We start from the raw sequence: 8,682 nt of genomic DNA on the forward strand, positions 1-8,682 counted from the left end.
CATCCCAAGGGCGGCGTGATCAAGCGGGAGATGGAGGACTACGTCCGCCGGCGCCACATCGAGGAGGGCTTCGACTACGTCGGTACGCCGCACATCGCGAAGGAAGGTCTGTTCCACACGTCCGGGCACCTGCCGTATTACGCGGATGGCATGTTCCCGCCGATGTCGACCGATGCGGGCCAGGTCTATCTCAAGGCGATGAACTGCCCGATGCACAACCTGATCTACCGCTCGCGGGGCCGCTCCTACCGGGAGCTGCCGCTGCGGCTGTTCGAGTTCGGCACGGTGTACCGGTACGAGAAGTCCGGCGTGGTGCACGGCCTCACCCGGGTGCGCGGCCTGACCATGGACGACTCGCACATCTACTGCACCAAGGAGCAGATGCCCGGCGAGCTGCGGTCGCTGTTGCGGTTCGTGCTGGACCTGCTCGGCGACTACGGCCTGTCGGACTTCTACCTTGAGCTGTCGACCAAGGGTGAGGGCGGCAAGTTCATCGGCTCGGACGAGGAGTGGGAGGAGGCCACCGAGACCCTGCGGCAGGCCGCCGTGGACTCCGGTCTCGAGCTGGTGCCGGACCCGGGCGGCGCGGCCTACTACGGCCCGAAGATCTCCGTGCAGGCGAAGGACGCGATCGGCCGCTCGTGGCAGATGTCCACCATTCAGGTGGACTTCAACCACCCGAAGCGGTTCGAGCTGGGCTACACGGCTTCGGACGGTTCCCGTCAGCAGCCGGTCGTGCTCCATCGGGCGCTCTTCGGCTCGATCGAGCGGTTCTTCGGTGTACTGACCGAGCACTACGCCGGCGCGTTCCCGGCCTGGCTGTCGCCGGTGCAGGTGGTGGGGATCCCGATCGCGGACGAGCACGCGCCGCACCTGCGGGCCGTGGCCGAGAAGCTGCGTGCGCGGGGCATCCGGGTCGAGGTCGACACCTCCGACGACCGCATGCAGAAGAAGATCCGCAACCACACCACCCAGAAGGTGCCGTTCATGTTGTTGGCGGGCGGCAAGGACGTCGAGGCCGGCGCGGTGTCGTTCCGCTTCCGCGACGGCAGCCAGATCAACGGCGTCCCGGTCGACGACGCGGTCCGGACCGTCGTCGAGTGGGTGGAGCGGCGGGAGAACGGATCGCCGTCGGCGGAGTCCGTCAAGGTTTCGCAGTAGCGTCGGCCGGGCTGTGTGCGGGGGCGGGACCCCGGGTGCGGAGAGGCCGGTCGGGCGGTTTTCTCGGTTGGCGGCCTCGGCATGCCGGGGTGCGCTTACCGAACATTAGGATCGGTGCATGACCGGTGCGGAGTTCGTCGAGCAGGAGGGCGTCGGTGTGCCCGACGCGTTGCAGCGCCTGTGGACTCCGCACCGGATGGCCTACATCAGGGGTGAGAACAAGCCGGGGGGCTCCGAGTCCGACGGCTGCCCGTTCTGCCGACTGCCGGGCATGGCCGACGCCGACGCGTTGATCGTCGCGCGCGGGGTGCTGGTGTACGGGGTGCTGAACCTGTACCCGTACAACCCGGGGCACCTGATGGTGGTGCCGTACCGGCACGTGGCGGACTACACGGACCTGACGCCGAAGGAGACCGTCGAGCTGGCGGAGTTCACCCAGAAGGCGATGACCGTCGGCCGATCGGTGTCGGCGCCGCACGGCTTCAACGTGGGTATGAACCAGGGCGTGATCGCCGGCGCCGGCATCGCGGCGCACCTGCACCAGCACGTGGTCCCCCGGTGGGGCGGCGACTCGAACTTCATGCCGGTGATCGGCCACACCAAGGTGCTGCCGCAGCTCCTCGGCGAGACCCGCGCACTGCTGGCCAACGCCTGGGCCGAAACGCCCTGAAGGGCACCCCCGGGGACGGTGAACGTCCCGAGGGGTGCCCTTCCAGGCATGGGCCGGAGCCGAGCTCAGGCCTCCGACTTGCGGAGGTTGGCCTCGATCTCGATGTGGATCTCGACCTTGTCACTGACGACGGCGATGCCGTTCTGGACGCCCTCGAAGTTGACGTTGAAGTCCTTGCGGTTGATGGTCGCGGTCCCGGAGAACCCGGCGACGGTGCCGCCGGCGAGCGGGTTCTCACCGATGCCGTTGACCTCGAACGTCAGCGGGACGACCTTGGTGACGCCCTTGAGCGTCAGCTCGCCGTCCAGCACGAACTTGTCGCCGTCCTGGCGGGCGCCGCTGGCCTTGTAGGTCATCGTCGGGTAGGTCTCGACCTCGAAGAAGTCCGCGCCGCGCAGGTGGCCGTCGCGCTGCTCGTTGTGGGTCGTGATGGAGTTCAGGTCGATCTCGAGGTCGACCTGGGACTCGAGCGGGTTCTCCGCGGTGACGATGGTGCCCCTGACGTCGCTGAACCGCCCGCGGACCTTAGTGACGACCAGGTGGCGGACGACGAAGCCGACCTCGGAGTGCACCGGGTCGATGTCCCAGGTGCCCGTGATGTAACCCGGGATGTCGAGGGCGGTGGCACTGCTCATGTGAAGATCCTCCGATGTGGATGTTGAACGATCACTTGTTGAGCGATCAACCGTGAACATACACCTGCCTGATTGAGAGTTCAACAAGTACACTGGGGGACATGTCCGAGACCCGCTGGTTGAGTGAGCGTGAGCAGCAGATCTGGCGCACGTTCATGTCGGCGACCTTTGGGCTGACCGACGCGCTGGCCCGGCAGCTCCAACGGGACGCCGGAATGCCGCACGCCTACTACGAGATCCTGGTGGCGCTGTCCGAGGCGCGGGACCGCACGCTGCGGATGAGCGAGCTCGCCGGCATCCGCGGTTCGTCGCGCAGCCGCCTGTCCCACGCGATCGCGCGGCTGGAGGAGGCGGGCTGGGTGCGCCGCCGCGGCTGCCCGACCGACAAGCGCGGCTCGTACGCCATCCTGACCGAGGAGGGCTTCGCCGCCCTCGAGGCCGCGGCACCCGGCCACGTGACCGAGGTGCGGGAGAAGCTGTTCGACCAGCTCACGCCCGAGCAGGTCGAACAGTTGGGGGAGATCAGCGCGGCCATCCAGCGCGGTCTCGGTACGGTGCCGGACATCACGTGCCCGAGCCTGACCGCCGAGGGCCGCGACGTGAAGCAGACCGAGCCGGCGTAGAAGCACACGCAACCAGCGACCCGAGCGAGGCAATCCACACGCCGCGAACCGGCGAGCGGAGCGAGGCAATCAAACCCAGTCGGTTAGGCTGCGCACGCACCCCTGTCGCCGCACGTCGTGAGGCTTGTTCGCCCCATGCTGAACATTTTCGCCAGAGCCTCGGTCTCGCGTGTTACTGACCCCATGGGTGCCGCCCTCGTCAAGGTGGGGCTCACCCCCAACGGGATGACGCTCATCGGGACCGCCGGAGCGGTCGGGTTCGCGATCTGGCTGTTCCCCACCGGTCACCTGCTCGCCGGGACGTTCGCGGTGTGGGGGTTCGTCATGCTCGACCTGCTCGACGGCGCCATGGCCCGGGCGCGGGGCGGGGGCACGAAGTTCGGCGGCGTGCTGGACTCGACCTGTGACCGGATCGCGGACGGCGCCCTCATGGCGGGCATCGCCTGGTACGCGTTCGAGGTCGCGGACAGCCGGGTGCTCGCCGCCGCCGCGCTGATCTGCCTGGTGCTCGGCCAGGTCATCTCCTACATCAAGGCGCGGGCCGAGGCCGCCGGGCTGTCGGCGAACGTCGGGCTCGTCGAGCGGGCCGAACGGTTGATCATCGCCCTGGTGGGCACCGGGCTCCAGGGGTTCGGTGTGCCCTACGCGGTGGACGTGGCGTTGTGGTTGCTCGTCGCGGGCTCGGTCATCACGGTGGTACAGCGGCTGGTCGCGGTGCGCCAGTCGGCGGCAGCGGAGGCCACATGAGTTTCACGCAGCGGTTATCCGACCTCGCGTACGCCACGGGTTGGCGCGCCGTCCGCGGGCTGCCCGCACCGGTGGTCGCCGCGTTGTTCCGCGGGGCCGCCGACCTCAGCGCCCGGCGCAACGGGCCCAGCACCCAGCAGATGCGCCGCAACTACGCGCGGGTCGTGCCCAAGGCCGGCCCCGCGGAGCTGGACGAGCTGGTCCGCGCGGGCCTGCGGTCGTACGCGAGGTTCTGGCAGGAGACGTTCCGCCTCCCCGGCATGGACCACCGGAAGATCTACGAGAAGGTCGACGAGGTGTTCGTGGGTCGGCCGCTGATCGAGGCGGCCCTGGACCGCGGCAAGGGCCTGGTCCTCGCCCTGCCGCACACCGGGAACTTCGACGTCTCGGGCATCTGGCTGGTCGATCAGTTCGGACCGTTCACCACCGTCAACGAACGGCTGAAGCCCGAGTCCCTCTACCGGCGGTTCGTCGACTACCGGCAGTCACTGGGGTTCGAGATCGTGCCCAGCGAGGGCGGCGCGTACCGGCTGCTGATCGAACGGTTGCGCGCCAACAAGATCGTCTGCCTGGTCGCCGACCGCGACCTGTCGAGGCGGGGGATCCCGGTCACCTTCTTCGGCGAGGGGACCCGCATGCCGGCCGGTCCGGCCCGGCTCGCCGCGGCCACCGGCGCCCAGCTCCTGATCGTGGAGAACACGTTCACCGATGACGGCTGGGGAGTGCGCGTCCACACCCCGATCCTGGTGCACGGCCGCGAGGACGTCGGCGTGGCGACCCAGCGGATGGCCGACGGGTTCGCCGCGGACATCGCCAACAACCCCGCCGACTGGCACATGATGCAGAAGCTGTGGCTCGCGGACCTCGACGAGGAGAGGCAGAAGGCCCTTCAGGAGTCGCGGTGAAGATCGGCATCGTGTGTCCGTACTCCTTCGAGGTCCCCGGGGGAGTGCAGTCACACGTCGTCGACCTCGCCAAGGCGCTCCGCAGGAAGGGGCACGAGGTCGACGTGCTCGCGCCGGGCGACGAGGACGCCCCGCAGCCGGACTTCGTCAGCTCCACCGGTCGCTCGGTCGGCATCCCCTACAACGGCTCGGTCGCGCGCCTGTCGTTCGGCCCCGTCTCCTACCGCCGGGTGCGCCGCTGGATCCGCGACCACGACTTCGACGTCCTGCACCTGCACGAGCCGATCACACCGAGCCTGTCCCTGCTCGCGCTCATGATCGCCGACGGGCCGATCGTCGCGACCTTCCACACGTCCACGGAGCGGTCCCGCACGCTCAGCGCGTTCCAACCCGTCCTGCGGCCGTTCCTGGAGAAGATCACCGCACGCATCGCGGTCTCCGCACTGGCGCGGCGGGTCCAGGTCGAGCACCTCGGCGGCGACGCGGTCGAGATCCCGAACGGCGTGGACGTCGACTTCTTCGCCCGGTCCGAGCCGCTGCCGGGTTACCCGCGCGCCGGCGGCACCGTCGGGTTCGTGGGCAGGTTCACCGAGCCGCGCAAGGGGATGCCGATCCTGCTCGACGCGCTGAAGATCCTCGCGCCGGACTTCCCGGACCTGCAGCTGCTGGTCGTCGGCGGCGGTGACCAGGACGAGCTGCGGCGCCAGGCTGGCCCGGTCAAGCTCAACCTCCTAGGCCAGGCCGACGACGACGTCAAGGCACGGGCACTGCGCAGCGTGGACGTCTACTGCGCGCCCAACACCGGCGGCGAGAGCTTCGGGATGATCCTCACCGAGGCCATGTCGGCCGGCGCGGCGGTGGTCGGCAGCGATCTCGACGCGTTCCGGCGGGTGCTCGGCTGGAACGACGGGGGCGGCCGCGCCGGCGTCCTGTTCCCGGTCGGTGACCCGGTTGCGCTCGCGGAGGCGTTGCGCGGCATGCTTGTCTCCCCGCCGCGGCGCGAGACCTACGTGGCGGTCGCCCGCCAGCGGGTGACGGCCTTCGACTGGACGGTGCTGTCCGGTCAGGTGCTGCGGGTTTACGAGCAGGCCATCGCGGCGGACCCGCGGCGGATCGTCGAGTCGGGTGCCGGTGTCGAGTCTGGTGAGGTGTCGTGAGCGGAGCGGGTGAGGGAGCGCCGTGACAGCGTTGGTGCCCACGCTCGTCCTCGTCGTCGTGGTGGTCCTGGTGGTGGGTGTCTGGCTGGCCGCCACCGCGAACCGGCTGGACCGGCTGCACGTGCGCACCGACGCGGCCTGGGCGGCGCTGGACGCGGCACTGGCGCGGCGGGCGGTGGTCACGCGAGCGGTCGCGGCGGCCATCCGGCTCGACGACGTGAGCGCCGACCGGCTGCGGGCCGAGGCCGAGCGGGCCGAGGTCGCACCCCGCGACGAGCGCGAGGAGGCGGAGAACCGCCTGTCCCTGCAGCTCGCGGGCGTGGACCGGGCCAAGCTCCCGCTCGCGCTGACCGCCGAGCTGCTGGACGCCGAGCACCGTGTGGTCATCGCCCGGCGGGTGCACAACGACGCCGTGCGCGACACGCTCACCCAGCGCCGCCGCCGGATCGTGCGCTGGCTGCGGCTGGCCGGGACCGCGCCACAGCCGGAGTACTTCGAGATCGTCGAGCCGAAGCTGGGTGACGAGGCCGACGCGCCGCTGCCGCGCCCGTCCGCCCGCGTGCTGCTCATCGACGCCGACCGGCGGGTGCTGCTGTTCCACGGCCACGACCCGGTGCGCCCGGACGCCCGGTTCTGGTTCACCGTCGGCGGCGGCGTCGAACCCGGTGAGGACCTGCGCACGGCCGCGCTGCGTGAGCTGGCCGAGGAGACGGGCGTGAAGCTGGCCGACGACGGGCTGGTCGGCCCGGTCTGGCGGCGCCGCGTCGCGTTCAGCTTCGACGGCCGGACCTACGACGGCGAGGAGTGGTTCTTCCTGGCGGACCTCGCCGAGTCGGTGCACGTGGACACGTCCGGGTTCACCGAGCTGGAGGTACGCACGGTCGACGGTCACCGCTGGTGGTCGGTCGAGGAGCTGCGTGAGACGGAGGAGACCGTCTACCCGGTCCAGCTGCCGACGCTGTTGCCGGACGTGATGACCAAGAAGTGGGACGGGACGGTGCGGACGGTTCGATGACGATCGAGATCAAGGCGGTCGTGAAGACCAGCTCAGGCATGCTGGCGCTGTGGGACGCGGAGGCGTTCGCCGGTGTCGTCGACTACGACACGTGGGAGGCGGAGCTGTGCCTGGACGAGGACATCCAGAACCGCGTCCGCGCCGGCGACCTGGTGCCGATCAACATCGAGAGCGACGGGGCGTTCGAGGTCCTGGTCCGGTACGGCAACGACCCCGTGCTGACCGAGCGTGAGGTCGAGCACCTGGTCGTGTCCTCGCAGCCGTACCTGCTCGTGTCCAGCGGTGACGTCCGGTTGAGCGGCATCGAGGGCGTGGGCTGGGCGGACGACGCGGTCGACCTGGCCGTCGGCGCCGGCGAGCACGACGTGGTGCTGCACATCATCGACTGGCACGCGGAGCCCGGCAGCACCACCGAGGACGGCAACCCGACGCCGCACGCGCTGCCCGACTTCGTCGTACTGGTCAGCCCGGCGAGCGGCGACGGCCCCTACCGCGACGAGCTGCTGACCTTCCCGCCGCCGGGCCTGTCGTGAACGGCGCGTTCGGGACCACTCGGCGGGTCCCCGAACGCGCCTCTCACGGCGGTCGGCCTACGTGACCTGGGCGGCCAGTGCCTCCGGCAGCGGGTCGTACCGGACGAAGGACCGGGTGAACGTCGCCGAGCCGGACGTCATCGAGCGCAGGTCGATCGCGTACCGCAGCAGCGCGGTGACCGGGACCTCGGCCCGCACCACGCTGTAGCCCGGCCGCTCGTCCGCCTCCGTGCCGAGCACGCGGCCGCGCCGCGACGACAGGTCGCCCAGCACCGTGCCGAGGTGCTCGTCCGGCAGCCGCACGGCCACCTGGTCCACCGGCTCCAGCAACGAGACCCGGCCGTTCGCGGCGGCGTCCTTCAGCGCCATCGAGCCGGCCGTCTGGAACGCGGCGTCGGAGGAGTCGACGCTGTGCGCCTTGCCGTCGAACAGGGTCACCCGGATGTCCACCATCGGGTAACCGGCGGCGATGCCCTTCTCCATCTGGGCCCGCACGCCCTTCTCGACCGAGCTGATGAACTGGTTCGGCACCGAGCCGCCGACGACCTTGTCCACGAACTCGAAGCCGGCACCGACCGGCAGCGGCTCGATGTCGATGTCGCACACGGCGTACTGCCCGTGCCCGCCGGACTGCTTGACGTGCCGGCCCTTCCCGCGTGCCGGGGCGGCGAACGTCTCGCGCAACGCCACCTTCACCGGCTCGGTGTCCACGTTGGCGCCGCTGGCACGCAGCCGGGCCAGCACGACGTCCGCGTGCGCCTCGCCCATGCACCACAGCACGAGCTGGTGGGTCTCCGCGTTGCGTTCCAGCCGCAGCGTCGGGTCACCGGCGACGAGGCGGTTCAGGTTGCGTGACAGGGCGTCCTCGTCGCTGCGGGTCTTCGCCACGACCGCGACCGGCAGCAGCGGCTCCGGCATCGTCCACGGCCGCATCAGCAGCGGCTTCTCCGGGCTGGACACGGTGTCGCCGGTCTCCGCGGAACCCAGCTTGGTCAGCGCGCAGATGTCGCCGGCCACGCAGTGCGGCACCTCGCGCAGGTTCGAGCCGAGCGGCGAGTAGATGTGCGCGACGCGCTCGTCGACGTCGTGGTCCTCGTGCCCGCGCTCGGCCATGCCGTGCCCGGAGATGTGCACCGGCCGCTCCGGCCGCAGCGTCCCCGAGAACACCCGGACGAGTGACACCCGACCGACGTAGGAGTCGATGGCGGTACGGACGACCTCGGCCACCAGCGGGCC

Annotated in this window: 10 protein-coding genes; 8 read left to right on the forward strand and 2 right to left on the reverse strand. The window is 70.4% G+C overall.

Annotation, left to right across the window (positions count from 1 at the left end; all coding sequences use genetic code 11):
* Both thrS and ACJ73U_RS09180 read left to right on the forward strand, forming a co-directional pair.
* Positions 1-1,161, forward strand: a 1,161-nt coding sequence (gene thrS, locus ACJ73U_RS09175; protein WP_407777119.1) for a threonine--tRNA ligase, incomplete at its 5' end; no start/stop codon positions are given.
* Positions 1,162-1,279: 118 nt separating this feature from the next.
* On the forward strand, positions 1,280-1,831 hold the full coding sequence (locus ACJ73U_RS09180; protein ID WP_407777120.1) for an HIT family protein: 552 nt from the start codon (positions 1,280-1,282) through the stop codon (positions 1,829-1,831).
* 65 nt (positions 1,832-1,896) lie between these two features.
* On the opposite strand, the gene ACJ73U_RS09185 is transcribed toward ACJ73U_RS09180, so the two are convergent.
* The gene (locus ACJ73U_RS09185; protein WP_407777121.1) at positions 1,897-2,466 is read right to left on the reverse strand and encodes a YceI family protein; all 570 of its coding nucleotides are present in this window, start codon (positions 2,464-2,466) and stop codon (positions 1,897-1,899) included.
* A gap of 101 nt (positions 2,467-2,567) precedes the next feature.
* Here ACJ73U_RS09185 and ACJ73U_RS09190 point away from each other — a divergent pair, with 101 nt between their 5' ends.
* The 6 genes from ACJ73U_RS09190 (at position 2,568) to ACJ73U_RS09215 (ending at position 7,446) form a co-directional block, all read left to right on the forward strand.
* Positions 2,568-3,089, forward strand: a complete 522-nt coding sequence (locus ACJ73U_RS09190) for a MarR family winged helix-turn-helix transcriptional regulator (protein ID WP_407777122.1) — start codon at positions 2,568-2,570, stop codon at positions 3,087-3,089.
* A 135-nt stretch (positions 3,090-3,224) separates the two neighbouring features.
* Positions 3,225-3,836, forward strand: a complete 612-nt coding sequence (pgsA, locus tag ACJ73U_RS09195; protein WP_407777123.1) for a phosphatidylinositol phosphate synthase — start codon at positions 3,225-3,227, stop codon at positions 3,834-3,836.
* A complete protein-coding gene (locus ACJ73U_RS09200) occupies positions 3,833-4,741 on the forward strand; it encodes a phosphatidylinositol mannoside acyltransferase (protein ID WP_407777124.1) in 909 nt (302 codons plus the stop codon). The genes pgsA and ACJ73U_RS09200 overlap by 4 nt, the downstream gene beginning before the upstream one ends.
* Positions 4,738-5,898: a glycosyltransferase family 4 protein gene (locus ACJ73U_RS09205; RefSeq protein ID WP_407777125.1), complete on the forward strand. Its 1,161-nt coding sequence runs from the start codon at positions 4,738-4,740 to the stop codon at positions 5,896-5,898. The genes ACJ73U_RS09200 and ACJ73U_RS09205 overlap by 4 nt, the downstream gene beginning before the upstream one ends.
* Before the next feature lie 22 nt (positions 5,899-5,920).
* A complete protein-coding gene (locus ACJ73U_RS09210) occupies positions 5,921-6,913 on the forward strand; it encodes an NUDIX hydrolase (protein WP_407777126.1) in 993 nt (330 codons plus the stop codon).
* A complete protein-coding gene (locus tag ACJ73U_RS09215) occupies positions 6,910-7,446 on the forward strand; it encodes a hypothetical protein (protein ID WP_407777127.1) in 537 nt (178 codons plus the stop codon). The genes ACJ73U_RS09210 and ACJ73U_RS09215 overlap by 4 nt, the downstream gene beginning before the upstream one ends.
* 57 nt (positions 7,447-7,503) lie before the next feature.
* Here the strand turns inward: ACJ73U_RS09215 and ACJ73U_RS09220 are convergent.
* The coding region (locus ACJ73U_RS09220) for an EF-Tu/IF-2/RF-3 family GTPase (protein ID WP_407777128.1) at positions 7,504-8,682 on the reverse strand (1,179 nt) is incomplete at its 5' end.

It is taken from the genome of Actinophytocola sp., assembly GCF_045807065.1.
Lineage (GTDB): Bacteria > Actinomycetota > Actinomycetes > Mycobacteriales > Pseudonocardiaceae > Actinophytocola.

What these genes read in the sequence shown, in the direction of transcription:
- ACJ73U_RS09180 (WP_407777120.1), top strand. Translation starts at nt 1,280, where the DNA reads ATGACCGGTGCGGAGTTCGTCGAGCAGGAGGGCGTCGGTGTGCCCGAC.
- ACJ73U_RS09185 (WP_407777121.1), bottom strand. Translation starts at nt 2,466, where the DNA reads ATGAGCAGTGCCACCGCCCTCGACATCCCGGGTTACATCACGGGCACC.
- ACJ73U_RS09190 (WP_407777122.1), top strand. Translation starts at nt 2,568, where the DNA reads ATGTCCGAGACCCGCTGGTTGAGTGAGCGTGAGCAGCAGATCTGGCGC.
- pgsA (WP_407777123.1), top strand. Translation starts at nt 3,225, where the DNA reads ATGCTGAACATTTTCGCCAGAGCCTCGGTCTCGCGTGTTACTGACCCC.
- ACJ73U_RS09200 (WP_407777124.1), top strand. Translation starts at nt 3,833, where the DNA reads ATGAGTTTCACGCAGCGGTTATCCGACCTCGCGTACGCCACGGGTTGG.
- ACJ73U_RS09215 (WP_407777127.1), top strand. Translation starts at nt 6,910, where the DNA reads ATGACGATCGAGATCAAGGCGGTCGTGAAGACCAGCTCAGGCATGCTG.